Annotated in this window: 14 protein-coding genes and 2 pseudogenes; 4 read left to right on the forward strand and 12 right to left on the reverse strand. The window is 59.3% G+C overall.

Features of this window, described 5'->3' with window-relative positions; all coding sequences use genetic code 11:
• Positions 1-208 precede the first annotated feature (208 nt).
• From WAO69_RS07670 to WAO69_RS07680, 3 genes and pseudogenes are all read left to right on the forward strand, one after another.
• A pseudogene (locus tag WAO69_RS07670) lies at positions 209-1,258 on the forward strand (DNA modification methylase); the annotation flags it as partial.
• Positions 1,259-1,624, forward strand: a pseudogene (locus WAO69_RS07675) (transposase); the annotation flags it as partial.
• Positions 1,625-1,835: 211 nt separating this feature from the next.
• Positions 1,836-3,395, forward strand: a complete 1,560-nt coding sequence (locus WAO69_RS07680) for a class I adenylate-forming enzyme family protein (protein WP_422177697.1) — start codon at positions 1,836-1,838, stop codon at positions 3,393-3,395.
• Here WAO69_RS07680 and WAO69_RS07685 read toward each other — a convergent pair.
• Positions 3,392-4,027 (reverse strand): TetR/AcrR family transcriptional regulator, encoded by a 636-nt coding sequence (locus WAO69_RS07685; RefSeq protein ID WP_422177699.1) that lies wholly within the window; start codon positions 4,025-4,027, stop codon positions 3,392-3,394. The genes WAO69_RS07680 and WAO69_RS07685 overlap by 4 nt on opposite strands.
• 140 nt (positions 4,028-4,167) lie before the next feature.
• Here WAO69_RS07685 and WAO69_RS07690 point away from each other — a divergent pair, with 140 nt between their 5' ends.
• Entirely contained in the window at positions 4,168-4,974 is an 807-nt protein-coding gene (locus tag WAO69_RS07690; RefSeq protein ID WP_422177702.1) for an enoyl-CoA hydratase/isomerase family protein, read from the forward strand.
• A gap of 5 nt (positions 4,975-4,979) precedes the next feature.
• Here the strand turns inward: WAO69_RS07690 and WAO69_RS07695 are convergent, their stop codons facing one another.
• From WAO69_RS07695 to WAO69_RS07745, 11 genes are all read right to left on the reverse strand, one after another.
• Positions 4,980-6,239, reverse strand: coding sequence for a thiolase family protein (locus tag WAO69_RS07695; RefSeq protein WP_422177704.1), 1,260 nt, complete (start codon positions 6,237-6,239; stop codon positions 4,980-4,982).
• A complete protein-coding gene (locus tag WAO69_RS07700) occupies positions 6,232-7,224 on the reverse strand; it encodes a zinc-dependent alcohol dehydrogenase family protein (protein WP_422177706.1) in 993 nt (330 codons plus the stop codon). Before WAO69_RS07700 ends, WAO69_RS07695 begins: the two co-directional genes overlap by 8 nt.
• On the reverse strand, positions 7,221-8,900 hold the full coding sequence (locus WAO69_RS07705) for an AMP-binding protein (RefSeq protein ID WP_422177708.1): 1,680 nt from the start codon (positions 8,898-8,900) through the stop codon (positions 7,221-7,223). The genes WAO69_RS07700 and WAO69_RS07705 overlap by 4 nt, the downstream gene beginning before the upstream one ends.
• Before the next feature lie 25 nt (positions 8,901-8,925).
• Positions 8,926-10,167 carry a cytochrome P450 gene (locus WAO69_RS07710; protein WP_422177710.1) on the reverse strand — a complete coding sequence of 414 codons (1,242 nt, stop codon included), beginning with the start codon at positions 10,165-10,167 and terminating at the stop codon, positions 8,926-8,928.
• 105 nt (positions 10,168-10,272) lie between these two features.
• Complete coding sequence (locus tag WAO69_RS07715) at positions 10,273-11,874, reverse strand: TRAP transporter large permease (RefSeq protein ID WP_422177712.1); 1,602 nt, start codon at positions 11,872-11,874, stop codon at positions 10,273-10,275.
• 1 nt (position 11,875) lies between these two features.
• Complete coding sequence (locus WAO69_RS07720) at positions 11,876-12,382, reverse strand: TRAP transporter small permease subunit (protein ID WP_422177714.1); 507 nt, start codon at positions 12,380-12,382, stop codon at positions 11,876-11,878.
• A gap of 100 nt (positions 12,383-12,482) precedes the next feature.
• Entirely contained in the window at positions 12,483-13,475 is a 993-nt protein-coding gene (locus WAO69_RS07725; protein WP_422177716.1) for a TRAP transporter substrate-binding protein, read from the reverse strand.
• A gap of 325 nt (positions 13,476-13,800) precedes the next feature.
• Positions 13,801-15,402: an AMP-binding protein gene (locus tag WAO69_RS07730; protein ID WP_422177718.1), complete on the reverse strand. Its 1,602-nt coding sequence runs from the start codon at positions 15,400-15,402 to the stop codon at positions 13,801-13,803.
• Positions 15,403-15,445: 43 nt separating this feature from the next.
• Positions 15,446-15,919, reverse strand: coding sequence for a DUF3237 domain-containing protein (locus tag WAO69_RS07735; RefSeq protein ID WP_422177720.1), 474 nt, complete (start codon positions 15,917-15,919; stop codon positions 15,446-15,448).
• A 27-nt stretch (positions 15,920-15,946) separates the two neighbouring features.
• Positions 15,947-17,125: an acetyl-CoA C-acetyltransferase gene (locus tag WAO69_RS07740; protein WP_422177722.1), complete on the reverse strand. Its 1,179-nt coding sequence runs from the start codon at positions 17,123-17,125 to the stop codon at positions 15,947-15,949.
• Positions 17,126-17,148: 23 nt separating this feature from the next.
• The gene (locus tag WAO69_RS07745; RefSeq protein ID WP_422177724.1) at positions 17,149-17,370 is read right to left on the reverse strand and encodes a biotin/lipoyl-binding carrier protein; all 222 of its coding nucleotides are present in this window, start codon (positions 17,368-17,370) and stop codon (positions 17,149-17,151) included.
• Between the last annotated feature and the right edge of the window lie 4 nt (positions 17,371-17,374).

Genomic DNA, 17,374 nt, shown 5'->3' on the forward strand with positions numbered 1-17,374 from the left:
TTGTAAGCGTATACGGGGGGGGCGAAGCGCAACGCTTTCCCAGTGACACCGCCAAAAACACCCGTTTCGTTTCGTTTCGCGGCAAACCCTACTGAAACAAGGGCCTGACGGTCCGTGAAACCCCTCTGAAACGAAACGGGGGTCGGACCCCATTTCGTTTCGCAGGCCAACCCCGTTTCGTTTCGGCACACCTTTCAAGGACATCACCATGAACGTGATCGAGCTGCCTCTCGGGCAGATCATTCCCTATGCGCGCAACCCGCGGCGCAACGACAAGGCCGTGGTGACGGTGGCGGCCTCGATCGCGGAATTCGGCTGGCGTCAGCCCATCGTAGTCGATGAGGCGATGGTGGTTCTGGCGGGGCATACGCGTCTGGAAGCGGCGCGCCAGCTGGGGTTGGAAACTGCCCCGGTGCACGTTGCCAAGGGGTTGTCGGAGGCCCAGGCGCGGGCCTTCCGGATCATGGATAACCGCTCGAGCGAGAACGCCGAATGGGACAACGACCTGCTGGGGTTGGAACTGGGCGACCTGCTCGAGGCTGAATTCGATCTGGGCATGACGGGTTTCACGGACGACGAGCTGAACGCGCTCCTTTCCGGGGTCGAGGCAGAGACAGCTGAGGATGCCGACGACGTGCCCGACGCGCCGGAAGACCCGGTGAGTCGCCTGGGCGATCTGTGGCTGCTTGGCCCACATCGGTTGCTGTGCGGCGATGCCACGGTGGCCACGGATGTCCAGCGCCTTCTCGGGGAGGCCAAGGCCAATATCTGCTTCTGCGATCCGCCCTACAACGTCGATTATGCTGGCGGTGTCGGCGCAGAGAAGGCTGGCAAGGGGCGACGGATCAAGAACGATGCCCTTGGTGACGGGTTCGGTCAGTTCCTTTATGACGCCTGTGCGCTGATCAATACGCACACGTCGGGCGCGGTCTACATCTGCATGTCATCAAGCGAACTGGCGACGCTGCAGAAAGCGTTTACAGAGGCCGGCGGGCACTGGTCGACCTTCATCATCTGGGCCAAGGATCGCTTCACGCTCGGCCGCGCGGATTACCAGCGGCAGTACGAGCCGATCCTCTACGGCTGGCCCGAGGGCACGAAACGCCGCTGGTGTGGCGCACGCAACCAGGGCGATGTCTGGCTGATCGACCGGCCTGCGAAGAACGATCTGCACCCCACCATGAAGCCGGTGGCCCTGGTCGAGCGGGCGCTTCGCAACTCCAGCCGCAAGGGTGATTTGGTGTTCGACCCGTTTGGCGGCAGCGTCACAGCTGATGGGGCATATGACACGCGTAAATGCCACGAGGCGATTGCCGCCAGAGGTGCCCATGCCGAGATCCCTCCGCGCAAGAATGCCAAGCCCTGGAAGCCGACGAGCGCCGGAGCGATTGCCCGAAACGAAGCGGTCAGTGCGCAGCAATATCTGGGCCGCACCTTGTGGCGACGTTGGAGCGGATACCACTGCCGAAGCCGCGTCGAAACGAAGATGCATTGCATGAAACTACTTGGCCAATCGCTGATGGCGAGGGACTTTGATCGGCAGGTTGCAGAAATCCACGTCCGCATCGCCGTCCTCAACCGCTACACGGCTCTTGGCATACCCGTCACTGAGCCTGTAGGCTGAGTCCGTATGGGGTAAGGGGAAGAGCGTCCTTCGCCTGATTTGTGCAACAAAGCCGCTTGGAGCAGGGGCTGGACTGTTATTTATTCCCAGAACTAACGCTCTTTCTCTTGCCGCAGTGAGAGTGATCGTTTCTAATAATAAATCTAACAATCAACTGTTTTGTACGTGCCGCGCCTCAGCTAGGCTTGGGCGATAAGGGGAGTTGGCTGAGATGACAGACACGCTGGACGATCCGCAGGTGTATCTGCCCGATCTTTTCGCTACACATGCGCGTCACTATCCGCGCAAGGATGCCGTCATTTGCGCGGATCAACGCCGCAACTGGGGTGATTTTGTCGCCAATATCAACCGGGTCGCAAATCACCTGATCGAGGCCGGTTTACACAAAGGCGACAAGGTCGCGGTGATGATGGGCAATTCGGTTGAGATGCTCGAGGCGCTTTTCGGGGTTGTGCGGGCAGGGGGGTGTGTGGTGCCGCTCTCTGGGCTTTTGACTGCTGATCAGTTGGAAACCCTGCTGGGCGACTGTGATGCGGTGGCGGCCTTTGTCTCGGATGATTTCCGCGCGCGGGTTGCGCCGCTGCGCGACAGGATCCCGGGCGTCGGAACATGGGTTGCGCATGGATTCCAAGAGCCGGGCTGGCAGACGCTAGTGGATATTCTTCGCGATGGATCGGCAGAAATTCCCGACGTGCGGCACGCGCTCACGGATTTGTTCAATATCATCTATTCATCCGGCACCACGGGATTGCCCAAGGGTATCGTGCAGACCCATCGCGCACGGCTGCATTGGGCATTCTCAAACGCCGTTGAAATGGGGTATGATGCAACCTCCCGCGCCTTGACGACCACGCCGCTTTATTCCAACGGAACATGGCTGACGATGCTGCCGGTGCTGTTTGCAGGGGGCACATTGCATGTGATACCCAGCTTCGATGCCGCTGCATTCCTTCGAGAGGTCGAGGAAAACAAGATCACCCACACGTTCATGGTGCCGGCGCAATATCTGATGGTGCTGGAACGGCCCGAGCTTGACGATACGGACCTGTCCAGCCTGCGTACGGTGCTGTCCGCCGGATCGCCTCTGCGGCGCGATACCAAACGCGCGGTGATAGAGCGGATATCGCCGGGACTTTATGAGATCTACGGGTTCTCCGAAGGGTTTGCCTGTATTCTCAAGCCGCATCAACACGCGGAAAAGTTCGATACCGTGGGGACGCCCGTACTTGGGTTCGAGCTGCGGATACTGGATGATGCAGGCAACGAGATGCCGACGGGGGAGGCCGGTGAGATCGCGGGTTACGGGGCTGGCATCATGCAGGCCTATCACAAACGGGGTGAACAGACCGCAGAGCTGATCTGGCGGGACGAACGCGGGCGGACGTTCATACGCTCCGGGGATATCGGGATGCTGGATGCAGACGGGTTTCTTAAAATCCTGGACCGCAAAAAGGACATGGTCATTTCGGGCGGCTTTAACGTCTTTCCCAGTGATGTGGAGGCCATCGTGGGTCAACACCCTGACGTGATGGATGTGACGGTGATCGGCGTGCCGCATGAGAAATGGGGCGAAAGCTGTTTGGCGCTTGTCATACCGGCCTCGGGCAGCAGTGCAGATGCTGAGGCGATCAAAGCGTGGGCCAATGAAAGACTGGCCAAGACACAGCGGCTGGTGAGCGTGGAGTTGCGCGATGAGTTTCCGCGCAATGCGTTGGGCAAAGTAATCAAGAAAGACCTCAGAGCGCCCTATTGGGAAGATGCAGCGACCTAGTTTTCGGCATCTTGTCGGATGGAGCGCACGAAGGCTTTGGCAATCTTGCCAGGTGGTTTTCCACCCTTTGGATTGTACCAGACCGGCACCCAATTCAGCGCACCAAGTAGCTGTAGGCGTAACAGAACGCGGTCGGTGCCGGGGGCCAGGTCAAGGTCTTCGAACAGATCGCGGAACACCTTTTCGTAAGCGCGGCGATGATCTTTGAGGCTCTGGTTCAGTTCTTCGCGGCCTTCGGCAAAGTTGGGTGAAATGATCGTGACCAGATTCCCGGTGCCCAAGAGCCCCTTGAGATGCGCGATCGCTGCATGTTCCAGCCTATCCCATGGGTCGTCGCCCTTGGCGATGGCTCTTTCGACACCCGCGATCATATCGTTGACCACACGTTCGTGAATGGCCAGCAGCATGTCTTCTTTCGAAGGGAAATGATAATAAAGAGAGCCGGGCAGCATATCTACGGAGGACGCGATGTCGCGCATTGATGTGCCGTCAAACCCTTGCCGCGCGATCAATTCGGCGGCGCTTTTCAACACCTGTTCGCGCTTGTTCTTGCGGCGTGGCTTTGCTGTCTTCTTACCGGAGGCTGTCGTGGCCTTGTCGGCCTGATGTGTTGTCATGTCACGGATATCCATGTAAGCGCCGTAAAACATAGCGAAAATCTAGCTCCCGCTTATCGTCGACGGTTCAGAGCCTGTTGTTTTCTACCGATTGTTTGTTTGAATATCGAGTGGAAAAAACTTAACCTGACCTGAGTTTGCTCAGGGAGGCACCGATGACCCAAGGCCACGCGACCCTTACCCTCAATGACATGATCGCCGAAATTGTTTTCACCAATCCTGACGAAGGTTTCATGGATGAGACGATGGAAGCGGAATTGCTGGCGGCGATTGAGACCGTGACGGGCGATCCCAAAGTCAGAGTCTGCGTGCTTGCAGGCGGTCAGGCGGGGGTCTTTATCCGGCATTACGACCTCAAGGTGCTGGCCCCAAAAGCCGCAGCGATGTCCGCGCGCGGCCTCACGTTTACCACCGACCGACCCGTGCCAGAGGCCCCGATCCACACCGCTATGCGCATGATGGAACAAAGCCATGTGATCTTTATCGGGGCGATGACCGGCACGGCGATGGGCGGCGGGTTTGAGTTGTCATTGGCCTGTGATCTGCGCGTGGTGCAGGAAGGTAATCATGAGTTTGGCCTGCCTGAGATCAATTTGGGTATTCTGCCCGGGGCAGGGGGCACCCAGCGGTTACCGCAAATCGTGGGCCAGTCCCGCGCGTTGCAGATGACATTGACAGGTCAGACCCTCAGCCCCGCGCAGATGGTAGAGTTTGGACTGGCCCTTTCGTGCGTACCCGACGCGCGAACCGAGGCGCTGGCGCTGGCGCAGCGTATGGCGCGCAAGCCGGCACAGGCAGCGGCACATATCAAACGGCTGGTGCGGCGGGCCGTCAGTGCCCGCGCGGATGATTTCGCGGATGAACGCACGCTTTTCTGCGATCTGATGGTGCAGCCCGACGCCGCCCGGTTGCTGGCCGAGGGTGCATCAGGCCAACGTCGGATAACCGACGAACCCTTGTAGTTTCGTCAACTGTCCGGCGCTTCGAGCAAGATCACCGAGCACGCCGCTTCATCAAAGCCGATCACGCCGCCGCCGTTCTCGGCCATGGCGATCCGGGCTTTGTCGGTCTGACGGTCTCCGGCTTCACGGCGCAGCTGCAGGGCCAGTTCGTGGATCATCGACAGGCCTGTCGCTCCGACGGGATGGCCTTTTGACACCAAGCCCCCGGACAGGTTTACAGGCAGTCGCCCGCCCAGTTTTGTCGCGCCGCTTTCAACCAGTTTGCCGCCTGCGCCATCTTCGGCGAAACCCAGCATTTCCAGTTGGAATATCTCGCAAAAAGACGTCGCATCGTGCAGTTCAACCATGTCAATATCCGCCGCTGACAACCCGGATTTGGCGTAGGCTTTTTGCGCCGCGATACGACTAAGGCCCGGTTCCGTCGGGTCGCGGTATTTGCCCCCGCTCAACACCGATCCGCGTACCTTGATAGCGCGCTTGCGCACCTCGGGCGGCTGGCGTTTCAGCACGTCCTCCGAGACGAGGATCGCCGCCGCAGCGCCGTCCCCGATGGGGGCTGCCATGGATCGCGTGATGGGCCATGAAATCTCGCGATCTTTCAGCGCTTCTTCGACGGGGACTTCAAAGCGGTACTGCGCTTTGGGGTTCATTGATCCGTGCCAGTGGTTCTTCGAGGCGGCGATTGCGATCTGTTCTTGTGTGGTGCCGTAGGTCTTCATATGCCACGCCGCCTGCATGGCATAAGTGTCCATGAACACGGTCCCGCCTGCACCGTTGGGATCGAAAGGTTTGCCCGCTTCGGCGCCGCGTTTGGCGTAATAGCTGTGCCATTCTTCCGGGTCGAGCTGGTCTATGCCACCCTCGAAAATCTCCATTGTGGCAGCGGCGTCGCCCTGAACGAATGTTTTTTCGACCCCGATCGCCAAAGACACTTCCATGTCGCCGGATGCCACGTCTTTCCACGCGCCGTGAAAGGCCATGGATGCGGTCGCACAGCCGCCTTCGACATTGATCATAGGTACGCGTTCGGGGAACAGCCCCTCGCGGACCAGCGGTGTAAAACAGACCTGCCCACGGATGTTGCGTTGCCCGAAGGTACCCATGCCGCAATTGCCAAACCACGCCTGTTCGATCGGGTCGCCGTTTTCCCAACCTGCGTCGGCGATCACATCAAGATAGGCCTCGCGCGTCAGGTCCTTGAAGCTGTCGCCAGGGCGTTTGCCAAAGGCGGTGCAGGACGTGGCGAGGACGTAAACATCACGCATTTTCATCTCCTGTCAGAAGGATTTTACCATCGCGGCCGCCGCGCCCTGCGTGGGCGACAGCGTCCTTGATCCGGGCGAGAGGGTATCGCGCGTCGACATCGGTCTGCAACACGCCTTCGGACAGTTTGCGTTCCAGAAACCCGTGCAGATCGCGCATCTTGTCGGGCGTTGCCGTGCGATACCAGTGAAACAGCCAGAAACCGCGCAGCGTGATGTCGCGAAAAACCACATCACGTGCGTCCAGTTGCGGGCCTTCGCCCGACAAAAGGCCATAGGTCGCGATGGTCCCGCCATCGGCGAGCGCTGCCCCAAGCGCGCCCGTCGCCGGACCGCCCACCGCATCGAGCGCCAATTTCGGGGCGCTAGCCGCGCCCTCCCGGATCGCCTGTCCCAGATCGACTTGACCGTCATCAACGAGGACAACATCGGCACCATCGGCCTTGAGTACGTCCACCACATCCGCGCGGCGCACAATATTGACGGTGTGCAAACCCATCTCTCGTGCGAAGCGGATCACCATGCGGCCCACGTTGGAATTGGACGCATTCTGCACCACCCAGTCGCCGGGGGAGAGCGCGACAATATCTGTAAGCATCAGATAGGCGGTGCCGGGATTGGCGCGCATCAACGCCGCCTGTTCCGGGTCGGCGCCCTTGGGCGCTTTGGGTGCCATCCGTTCATGCAGAATGACCGTATCGGCCCAAAATCCACCACCCACCGGCAGGACCGCATCACCGACAGCCAGGCGTGTCACCGACGTCCCCACCGCGTCCACGATGCCGTAGGCACCAACGCCGGGGGTTGCGGGCAGGTCTATGGGTTCTGCGCCATACTTGCCTTCGATTGACAGCAGATCGGCGGGATTGATCGTCATCACCTTGTTGCGCACCCGCACCTCTTTGGGGCCGGGTTGTGGATCAGGCTCCTCGATAATCTCGATCACCTGGGCAGGATCCCCATGTTCGCGAAAGATGGCGCGTTTCATATTTTGCTCCGTTTCTTTTGGTCCCGCAGGTCGATAACACCGGGGGCTGTGCGCGGGTCGTCGATATCAGGAAAAATCAACCCTTTGCGGACTTTCTGTGTTCCGGTGCGGGGCAGATCGTCCACGAAAGCCACCCAACCCGGAAGTTTGTAATACGCGATAAGCGTGCGGGCGCTCTCGAAAATATCGCGTGCCGTTGCACTGTCTCGCGCGGCACCTTGACGGGGCATGACGCAGGCCATGACCTCTTCGTCGCGCATTTCGTCCGCGACACCGATCACGGCCACAGCTTCGACAGCAGGGTGGCTGATCAGGGCGTTCTCAACCTCAGCGGCAGATATATTTTCACCAGAGCGGCGGATGATATTTTTGCGCCGCTCGACAAAATGCAGCATGCCATCGGGTTCCTGCACGACCACATCGCCGGTGTGAAACCACCCGGACCGCCAAGCGTCGGCTGTGGCATCCGGGTTTTTGAGGTATCCGCGAAAGAACCCGCGGCGCGGGTCCTCACCCGGGGCCCGTACGACCAGTTCGCCCTCGGCGCCATGAGAGACGGGCGCGCCTTCTTCATCTACCACCAGGGCGTCCAGATCTTCGGACGGTTTGCCGAACGCGCGTGTATCGATGCGGCGTGGCTCGTGGCAATCGCCCAGAAAACGGCCCGTTTCGGTCATTCCCCAGACCTCGACCATCGGCACACCAAAGCGGTACTCGAATTGGCGGTGGAGTGTCGGATCAAGCCCTGCACCCAGTCCGAAGCGCAAAGTATGTGCCTGTTCAAAGGGGTCGGGGTCGCGATTGAGCATGATGGGGGGAATGATGCCAAGGTAGTGCATCGCCGTTGCCCGCGTCTGCACAATGTCGCGCCACCATGTTGAGGGATGAAACCTGTCAGGCAGGATCAGGCAATTTCCGGTCAGGATAAGTGCGGTCAGGGTATTGATGCCCGCATTGACGTGAAAAACCGGCAGCGGGACAAAAATGCGATCGGCACGCAGCTGCAGAGCCAGCCGCCCGCCGAGCCGCACGTAGGAAAGGCCGACGGCAAAGTGGTATTCATGATCGATCACGCAGCCCTTTGGCCGCCCGGTTGTGCCGGAGGTGTAGATCAAGGCGGCCTGTGCCTGACGCCCGGTTTCAGTCTGGTGCGCGGGTCCTTGCGGGGCGGGCAAGGGGGCATCTGACGCCTCGAGCACAGCTGGGATGCCCACAGCGGCTGCCACGCGCTGCAATTGCGTGATGTTGTGAGGCAAGCCAAGGGCCAGATCTGCTTCGGAGTGTTCCAGCAGATAGGACAATTCGTGGTCAAGGTAGTCCGGGTTCACCGGCACCTGTGTTGCCCCCAGCGCATAAAGCGCCAGTTGGGTGAAGATATGCTCGGGTCGGTTGTCCAGCATCAACGCCACCCGCCGTCCCGGACCATAACCTGCGGCACGCAGGCGTTCGATCCGGTTGTGGACTTCGACGCGTACGGCACCATAGGTGATTTCAAAACCATCCGGGTGATAGTCGCGTCCCTGACGCGCGGGGATGCACAAAAACGGCAAATCCGGGTGCATCTCTGCAGCGGCTGCGAAGGCTTCATATGCGGTATCGCAGCGCGCGGCCAATGCCTCGGCCGCTGTGCGGGCGGGGGCGCCATCTATCTGGTCTGGCAAGGAGGCCTTGGTCATTTAAACACCCATCCCACGGACCCACCTATCCCTTGAGGCGGACGGGGAGACGGCGCGTGCCACGTGGCACCATCGCGTCCAGCCACGCCGGCGGCTCGTCGGGGTCGAGTGCGAGATCGGGGAAACGATCAAAGAGCCGCTTTACTGCGACACGCCCTTCTTCACGGGCCAGTTTTGCCCCAAGACACAAGTGGATGCCCTGACCGAAAGTCAGGTGCCGGTTTTGCTGGCGAGAGATGTCAAACCGGTCAGCGTCGTCGAAAATGCGCGGGTCGCGGTTGGCAGAGTTCACCATAACAAACACGCGCTGACCTTCGCGCATCTTGCATCCGTGCAGTTCGTGATCTTGTGCCACCACGCGCACCAGCGCATTGGTCGGGCCGTCAAAGCGCAGCACTTCTTCGATTGTACTGTCGATCAGTTCCGGGTTTTCGCGCAGTTTGGCCCGCTGATCATCGTGGCGCATCAGCAGCAGTGCGGCGTTGCCAATAAGGTTCGTCGTCGTCTCGTGACCGGCAAACAGAACAAGGATGCAGGTCGCCACCAACTCGTCATCACTCAGCTTTTCGCCCGCGTCACGGGCATTGATCAGGTCCATCAGGAAACTCGGTTTGGGGTTGGCGGTGCGTTCACGAATAAGTTGGCGGAAATAGGTGGACATCTTTGCGCACCCGCGTGCGGCACGTGTGTATTTGTCACCGGAATTACGTGCCCCGCCGATAAAGACGGCCATGTCGTCGGACCATTCCTTGAAATCATCCAGCATGTCGCGCGGAACATCGAGCAGGTCCATGATCACAAAGGCAGGGAGTTGCAGCGCAAATTCACGGATCAGATCGACGTCGTTTTTGCCCGAAGCTTCGAGCCGGTCGAGCAGCATATCGGTGATCTCGACAACATTCGGGCGCATCTCTTCAATGGCCTTGGCGGTGAAGGCATGGCGCATGATGCGGCGAACGCGGGTGTGGTCGGGCGGGTCGCGAAAGGCCAGCCAAAGACTGAGATAGTGAATGATGTCTTTCAGCAGGGCCGCATCCGCAGGGGGCAGCGCCTTGTAGAACTGGATGAGCCGGTTGACCGAGAGGTGATCGGACAGCAAGAGATCACGAACATCGGTGTAGCGGGTGATGATCCACGACTTGAGCGATGGGCTCCAATGCACCGGATCCGCCTCGCGCAGCTTGGCGTAGACCGGGAAGGGATTGGCCATGACCGCCGGGTCGGACGGGTCGTAGACAATGTCCTGTGGTTGAGGCGTGGCTGTCATTTGGATATCCTCTCGGCTGTAGTGATTAACAACCAAACGTTTGTTTGAGCACATTACATGATTAGCTGCTGGAAGGCTCAATTTCAAGTAAGGGTGGAAAACGGATCAGTTCATCATCGCGTCCGGCAGCCACGTGGCGACAGCAGGGAACGCCGCCAAAAGGCCAAGCGTGAGCAGTTGCAGGCCAATGTAGGGCGTGGCACCACGCCAGATTTCTCTTGTCGAAACCTCGGGGGGGGCGACACCGCGCAGATAGAACAGCGCAAACCCAAACGGGGGCGTCAAAAAGGACGTTTGCAGGTTCAACGCGATCATCACGCCCAGCCAGACCGGATCGGCCCCCATAACGATTAGGATGGGGCAGAGAATTGGGACAAGAATGAAAATGATCTCAAGGAAATCGAGAAAGAACCCCAGAAAGAACATAAGGGCCATGGTGAACAACATCGCCCCGGTAAGGCCCGCCGGAATACCTGACATGAATTCCTTGATCGTATCTTCGCCGCCGAGACCGCGAAAGACGAGGGTGAAAAGTGTGGCACCGATCAGCACGGTAAAAATCATCCCCGTGATGCGCGCGGTACGAAAGGTCACATCCATCAGGGCGCCGGTGCGGAATGTCGCCGCGAGACTGACGATAATGCCAACGGTGACGACGCCCATCAGGATTATTCCCGCCCAGATCGCCATTTGTTCAGACATACTGTTGAACTGACGACCAAGGCGCATGTCGAATACCGACAGCAGGATTACGATCAAAACGGCGCTGATGACGGACGCTATCACCATGGGCCGTGCCTGCCTGGATTCGGTCCATGCGGCCAGAAACAGCGCACCGATTGCACCGACACCCGACGCCTCGGTGGGCGTGGCGACACCGGCAAGGATGGACCCCAGAACGGCGAGGATCAGCAAAAGCGGCGCGGCCAGTGCGCGCACGACCAGTTCCAATTTGGTCTCGGCATCCATTTCCAGACCTGCTGCATCCAGCCGGACTTCGCTGGGGGGCAGGGCGGGTGCGGCCGCCGGATTGCGCCACGCCAGCAAGAACTGCCAGGCAATATAAAGCCCGACCAGAAAAACCCCCGGCAGCAGAGAGCCGGCAAACAGATCAGCCACGCCGACGCTGCGGCCCGATGGATTGCCCATGCTGAGGTTTGCCTGCTGATTGGCAAAAGTCAGAAAATCACCAAGGAAAACCAGAACGATCGAGGGCGGAATGATCTGGCCCAGCGTGCCGGCCGCGCAAATCGCACCAGAAGCGGTGGAGGCGTCGTAGCCGTTGCGCAACATCACTGGCAACGCCAGTACGCCCATCGTCACCACCGTCGCCCCCACGATGCCGGTAGACGCTGCCATCAGCCCGCCCACCAACGTGGTCGCAATCAGCAGGCCACCGGGCCGCGCGCCGAATAGCTGGGCCATCGCGGTTAGCATCTGTTCGGCTACCTTGCAGCGTTCCAGCAGCAAACCCATGAAAATAAACAGAGGGGCCGCCACGATCACGGTGTTGTTCAGCACCGCCCAGACGCGCTGGGGTAAAAAGTTCAAAGTGGCGATGCGGAAAAACCCCATCTCGCCGGCCACAAAGGCAAAGGCCAGTGCGACGCCTGCCAATGTGAAGGCCACCGGAAAGCCCAGCATCAACATCACAATAGTGACGCCGAACATGAGAATGTCTGGATGGGCCATCAGCCAATCAATCATGTCAGGCGTCCTCGCCCTGGATCAGGACGTTGATCGCCCGGATCAGGAACGAAACTGCAGCCAGCCCTAGAAGAACGCAAAAGGCCAACAGACAGGTCTTGAGCAGCCAGACGTAAGGAATGCCCGAGATTTCCATCGAGGTCTGGCCCGTTTTCCACGAGCGCTGGACATACGGCAGCGACCGATCCCACATCAGCCACACAAAAGGCCCAAGCAGGAAAAGCGTGCCAAAGATGTCGATCACAGCTTTGCCCCGCCTTGACAGCATCGCGTAGAGTATATCGACGCGCACATGCTCGTTCTCTTTCAAGGCCCAACCTGCCAGCCCGACAGCAAGGACCGCAAAACAGTACCCCACCGCCTCAAACAGCCACACATGCCCGATGCCAAAGACATAGCGCAGTGCGGCATTGGCAAAGACGAATATCACAAGCGGCAGCATCAGGCAGGCAAGGACCTTGCCCGAAACGACGGTAATCCAGTCGATGAAATTGGCGATGGCGATCATAAATGGGGCCTGTCCTCTTAGCGCAGTTCTGCCCACCAAGCGGGCAGCACAAGCGCACCCGGACACAGGCCCGGATGCGCGCGTTGCAGGTCGCGGTCGCTTACGACTTGGTCATCTCGTATTGACGCGCCCGCGCCTTGTAAAAGGGCACTTCGGAGGCAACCGAATACTCGACCGCATTTTTCAGGTAGTCCGCGTAGCTGGCGTAGACTTCTGCCGCCATGTCATCGACTTCGCCCAGTTCCGCCACCGTTTCAGCGGACTTGAGTGCCAGCTCATCAATCACATCCTGCGGATACTCGCGCACATCGACGTTGTGTTCGTTCTTGAGGGTCTGGAAGAAGTTGGCGTTGTTATACGCCCAGGCCCCGCAGTTGACTGAATTGATCGCCTCGATGATGCGCTGAACGATGGCCTGGTTCTTTTCGCCCAACTCGTCCCAAACAGTGGCGTTGATAGCGATCTCGCCTGCCGAATTCGGCTCCTGAAAGCCCGGTGCGTAATAGTATTTCGCGTGCTGATAAAAGCCGGACACGGTATCAAGCCATGGCCCCTGCAATTCGGTTGCATCCAGCGCGCCCGATTGCAGCGCGGGGAAAACCTCTTGGGCGGGGATCAGAACGGCGTTGGCACCAACACGGCGCATCACTTCACCACCAAGACCCGGAATGCGCATGGTGATACCGCGCAGATCCTCTAGGCTGTTGATTTCCTTGTTGAACCATCCACCCATCTGAATGCCAGTCTGGCCACAGGTAAAGGGCACAACACCCACAAGATCGCGGAATGCTCTGTGCTGCAGGTCCTGCCCGCCGCCGTGGTACATCCAGGCCATGTGCTCGAGCGCGGTCAGACCAAACGGTATTTGCGAGAAAAACGCAGCTGGTTGCCAACTACCTGTCAGATAGACCGGGGTGGAATGCAGACAGTCTGCTGCCCCCGAGCCTACCGCATCATAGACCTCGAACGAGGCGACAAGTTCACCTGCGGCAGCGACATCGACGGTGAGTGCCCCATCGGTCATCTGTTCAAGATATTCAGAGAACTGATAGGCCATGGATGCAAGGCCCGGAAAGTTATGTGGCCATGACATGACCATCTGAAGTTTGCGATTCCCTTGTGCATAGGCTGGTGCGGCAAGCGCGGCAGGGGCCGCGACGGCACCCGTTTTCAAAAATGTACGACGATTCAAAGTCATGCTGTTCCTCCCAATTGGCAGCGTTTTGCGGAGAATATTCCGCGTTGCGTCACCGCACTGCCTCTATATGTAAGACTTGATTGATGCGTGCGGCGTTTGAGTTGCTTTACGAACGAGTGTGTGGCGAAAGTGGTTTTCAGTCAACCAAACGATTGCTTGGTAAAAGCTTTTGCGTCCGTCTGTTCTGGTGATCCTCCTGTTCCTTTTCGCGGTGGCGATGTCAGCCACCGATATTCTCGCGTTTCACTTCGATGCCCGCGCGCGCGCGATCCCAAGTGTCGGCCGTCACGCCTGCATCGCGCAGGATGTGTTTTTGCACCTTTTGCGTGGGTGTTTTGGGCAGATCATCAACGATACGGATGTAATGGGGCAGCATGAAATGGGCCATGCGGTCGCGCAGATAATCAAAAAGCGATTTGGGATCGATCACGCAGCCTTTTGCAGGCACGACAACGATCAGCACCTCGTCCTCGTTGTGCGCACTTGGTACCGGAACGGCGGCGGTCTCTGACACGTCCGGATGCGCGTTCACTTCAGCTTCGACTTCAAAAGAAGAAATGTTCTCGCCGCGCCTGCGAATGGCGTCCTTGATCCTGTCGACAAAATAAAAATACCCCCGTTCGTCATAGCGAAAAGCGTCGCCGGTATGGAACCAGCCATTGCGCCATGCCTCGGCTGTGGCTTCGGGGTTCTTGTAATACCCGTGGTTCTGGCCCCAGACCGTGTCGGTGCGCACGATCAACTCGCCCGCGACACCCGGCGCCACCTCACAGTCGTTTTCGTCTACAACCCGCGCGTCCACCCCGTCGCGCAGAACGCCGCAGGTGCCTGCCTCTTGCGGGTAGGGTTCCGACACCATCGGGGATGAGATTTCAGTCATGTTGAACGTGGTCCGCAGGGTGATCCCATGGCGTTTTCCCAACCTGCGGGCATCGTCGTTCCACGGCACACAGATGGCCTTTCGCAAGGTGTGGTCCTGATCATCGGGGCTTTCGGGCAGTTTGTTCAGAAAGGTGATGATCGCCCCCAGCAGCAGCGAATTGGTGATCCTTTCCTGACGCACGGTGTCCCAGAACGTGTCAGTCTTGAAATGCGTATCCAGATGGCACGAACTGCCGGTCCCAAGTGCAATGTTGAAATAAACCGTCCCGCCGACGTGAAACAGCGGCAAATTGACAAGGGTGTGATCGGTATCGTCGATATAATCATGCGCGACTGGACCCATTGCATGGCCCTGTATGTAGGACGACAACACCGCCTTGGACGGGCCCGTCGTGCCAGAGGTAAAGATGATGTATTGCGTATCCCATGGCTGTACCGGCTCAGGGATGCCGCCGAGGCCCGCTTTGGCCTGAAGGGCGTCAGCCCCGTGACAGGTCAACCCGTCAAGCTGGCCTGTCCCGTGCGTGACGATCACGTCCGTCAGCGCGCCGCAATCAATTGTTTCCAGCCTGTCCAGCAGATCGGCGTGGCAGATCATCAGCCGCGCATCCGACAGCTTGACAACATGTTCCAGCAGCTTGCCCTTGTAGGCGATATTCACCGGCACATAGACAGCACCGAGATAGTTCAAACCGAACCATACCAGCAACCCCTCGCGGTTGTTGGGCTGCCATGACAGAACGTGATCGCCTTTCTTCACACCCAAAGCCTGAAGGGCCGCTGCCGCGCGGCGGGTCTCATCCAGCGTCTCGGACCAACTCCAACGCGCGCCACCGTCAAAACTGACAAACAGATCATCGGGTTTGCGCGCCGCCCAATGTTCCAGCTGATAGGCCAGAACGCAGTCTTCGGCTGCCGGGATGCGTTTGTCATAAAACATGGTCTGTGTCCTTTCGTTTTGGCCTTTTCGTCTTGGCCCGTGCTCAGAGGATCTGATGCACCCTGTAGGTCACGCCTCCTGGGCGATCCCGGCCGATGCCGACCGACACGATGCCGCCCAGCCAGCTGTATTTTTCGGATGCGGTTTCAAAGTACGGAGTGGTCCGGAAATAGTATTCGTCCGCTTGCACGGGCTGTCCGGCGGCAATCCGGCGCATGACGTCGCGCGATCCATGCCGCGCGCCGCGATAGGTGCTGTAGATCAGCGCCCCGTCATCGGTTTCCAGCGTGATGCGCACATCAAGCTGAAAAACATGATCAGGGCGTTGGATCACCCAATCCCCCCCACCGGGCAGCACGCGACCCTTGAGGTGGGGGCCTTCGAAATGACCTTCGGTAACGTAGGCGATAAATCGTTTGCCGGACGGCGTAGCCCCGAACGCCGTGGCCGGGGCCACCTGCAGAGTCATTTCAAACAATAGCTGGGATGACAGTTCGGGGATTTCGCCGTTGGGCATGCGCGTCTCCTCAGTTGAACTCCGGTTTCAGAGCCGTTCAACGATGGTGACGTTCGCCAGACCGCCGCCCTCGCACATGGTTTGCAGCCCGTAACGCTTGCCGCGATCCTTGAGTGCATGCACAAGGGTCGTCATCAGTTTGGCACCGGACCCGCCAAGGGGATGACCCAACGATATCGCCCCTCCATTTATATTCAGCCTGTCGGGATCGGCGCCCGTGCCTTTGACCCAAGCCATCGGGACGGATGCGAAGGCTTCATTCACCTCAAACAGATCAATCTCATCGATCTTGATCCCGGCCAACTTCAGCGCCCGCGCGGTCGCCGCGATGGGTGTCTCCAACATCACCACCGGATCACCGCCCGTGACAGACAGGTGATGGATGCGCGCGAGGGGCTCGACTCCCAACGCCTTGAGCCCGCGTTCATTTACCACCATCACCCCCGCGGCACCGTCGCAAATCTGGCTGGCTGAGGCGGCAGTCAGCCGACCTCCTTCGGTCAGCAGGCGCACCTGCGACATCGCCTCAAGCGAGGCATCATAGCGGATGCCCTCGTCCTTTGTCGCGCTGTCGCCGGGGACGGTGCCGTCGTGCAGACGCTTTTTAACAGCGACGATCTCAGCGTCGAACCGACCCGCTTCGGTCGCGGCGCGGGACTTCTGGTGGCTCTCAAGGGAAAACTGCTCCATCTCTTCGCGGCCCAACTCCCATTTGCGGGCGATTTCCTCGGCTCCGGTGAACTGGCTAAAGAACACGTCCGGATAGCGCGCTTCCATCGCGGGGCTTTTGTAAAAACCCAGTCCCGCCTTTTGCGGCAGGTCCATCGGCGTACCGATCGGCACCCGCGACATGCTCTCCACGCCGGACGCGATCACCATGTCCATCGTGCCGGACATGACGGCCTGCGCGGCAAAGTGGATGGCCTGCTGGGACGAGCCGCACTGCCGGTCGACAGAGGTGGCAGGCACCGTTTCGGGCAGACTGGAGGCAAGCACTGCATTGCGTGCGATGTTGGTGGATTGTTCGCCGATCTGTGACACACATCCCATGATGACGTCATCAACACGCGCGGGGTCGGCCCCGGTGCGGCGCAGCAGTTCATCAATCACCTGTGCGGCAAGATCAGCAGGGTGCCAGCCGGATAACTGGCCGCCTTTGCGACCTCCGGCGGTTCGAGTTGCGGCAACGATATAAGCCTCGGACATGGAATTTCCCTTCTTGCGTGTGATCAGAAGGTGAGGATGGCCACGACCTGTCCGGTGTTGACGGTGTCGCCTTGTGCCACTTTGATTTCTGTAATCGTCCCGGCAGCGGGTGCGCAAATGGGGATTTCCATCTTCATGGATTCCACCATGACGATCGGGTCGTCCTCGGCCACCCGTTCGCCGACGTCGACGGGGATAGACCAGACCGTTCCAGTCACTTCCGATTCAATCTGGGTCGTTTTCATGGTC

It is taken from the genome of Aestuariivita sp., assembly GCF_049276915.1.
Classification (GTDB): domain Bacteria; phylum Pseudomonadota; class Alphaproteobacteria; order Rhodobacterales; family Rhodobacteraceae; genus Aestuariivita.

Coding starts and splice junctions, on each gene's coding strand:
- WAO69_RS07690 (WP_422177702.1), top strand. CDS start 4,168: ATGACCCAAGGCCACGCGACCCTTACCCTCAATGACATGATCGCCGAA.
- WAO69_RS07740 (WP_422177722.1), bottom strand. CDS start 17,125: ATGTCCGAGGCTTATATCGTTGCCGCAACTCGAACCGCCGGAGGTCGC.
- WAO69_RS07735 (WP_422177720.1), bottom strand. CDS start 15,919: ATGCCCAACGGCGAAATCCCCGAACTGTCATCCCAGCTATTGTTTGAA.
- WAO69_RS07680 (WP_422177697.1), top strand. CDS start 1,836: ATGACAGACACGCTGGACGATCCGCAGGTGTATCTGCCCGATCTTTTC.
- WAO69_RS07705 (WP_422177708.1), bottom strand. CDS start 8,900: ATGACCAAGGCCTCCTTGCCAGACCAGATAGATGGCGCCCCCGCCCGC.
- WAO69_RS07745 (WP_422177724.1), bottom strand. CDS start 17,370: ATGAAAACGACCCAGATTGAATCGGAAGTGACTGGAACGGTCTGGTCT.
- WAO69_RS07725 (WP_422177716.1), bottom strand. CDS start 13,475: ATGTCATGGCCACATAACTTTCCGGGCCTTGCATCCATGGCCTATCAG.
- WAO69_RS07700 (WP_422177706.1), bottom strand. CDS start 7,224: ATGAAACGCGCCATCTTTCGCGAACATGGGGATCCTGCCCAGGTGATC.
- WAO69_RS07730 (WP_422177718.1), bottom strand. CDS start 15,402: ATGTTTTATGACAAACGCATCCCGGCAGCCGAAGACTGCGTTCTGGCC.
- WAO69_RS07715 (WP_422177712.1), bottom strand. CDS start 11,874: ATGATTGATTGGCTGATGGCCCATCCAGACATTCTCATGTTCGGCGTC.
- WAO69_RS07695 (WP_422177704.1), bottom strand. CDS start 6,239: ATGCGTGATGTTTACGTCCTCGCCACGTCCTGCACCGCCTTTGGCAAA.
- WAO69_RS07685 (WP_422177699.1), bottom strand. CDS start 4,027: ATGGATATCCGTGACATGACAACACATCAGGCCGACAAGGCCACGACA.
- WAO69_RS07720 (WP_422177714.1), bottom strand. CDS start 12,382: ATGATCGCCATCGCCAATTTCATCGACTGGATTACCGTCGTTTCGGGC.
- WAO69_RS07710 (WP_422177710.1), bottom strand. CDS start 10,167: ATGACAGCCACGCCTCAACCACAGGACATTGTCTACGACCCGTCCGAC.